Annotated in this window: 1 protein-coding gene; it reads right to left on the bottom strand. The window is 45.0% G+C overall.

Annotation, left to right across the window (positions count from 1 at the left end):
• Positions 1 to 24: 24 nt before the first annotated feature.
• A partial coding sequence (locus MD535_RS25805) for an Rpn family recombination-promoting nuclease/putative transposase (RefSeq protein WP_265678132.1) occupies positions 25 to 584 on the bottom strand: 560 nt, incomplete at its 5' end.

The raw sequence follows: 584 nt of genomic DNA, 5'->3' as shown, positions 1-584 counted from the left end.
ACACAACCCTTTATGCTTGAGCGGCTAATGAGAAAGTTGTGCTAGTTCGTCTGTATTCAATCCCGTGACATCCATAATGGTTTGTTGATCTAGACCATTAAGCAGCATCTTACGCGCCATCTCCTTGAGTGCTTCTTGGCGACCTTTTTCCTCACCTAATTGTATACCTTCTTGGCGCCCTTCTTGGCGGCCACGTTGCTCGCCTTGTTGGCGCAATTGTTCTGCAATAGTCATAAGTGTTTCCTCGTGTTTCGGTACTGATGAGACCAGTGACGTAATTAACGCTTCTAGGTTATTCGTTTCACCCACTTGGAGTAGGTAGCTCATCAATGACTGTACTTGCTTATCTGTAGTGTAATCGGTTAAGAGCAATGTGACCAGAGGCTCAAGGAAATCCATGATATCGCGATGCCTCGCGTGCTTTTGTACAAGTTCAAGTAACGCAATACGGCGATGCTGCATTATCTCATCATCGGAGATGACCGTAACATCGACCAATGGAAAATCTTGAGTATAGAGAGCCTTAGCCATCTTAGGGTTAGCAAACCCTTTTAACCAATTCATTTCATATGGGTAGGGCGAGA

It is taken from the genome of Vibrio qingdaonensis, from assembly GCF_026191675.1.
Taxonomy (GTDB): domain Bacteria; phylum Pseudomonadota; class Gammaproteobacteria; order Enterobacterales; family Vibrionaceae; genus Vibrio; species Vibrio qingdaonensis.
Note: the sequence above shows the minus strand (reverse complement) of the source record. Positions and strands in the feature narration are given on the sequence as shown.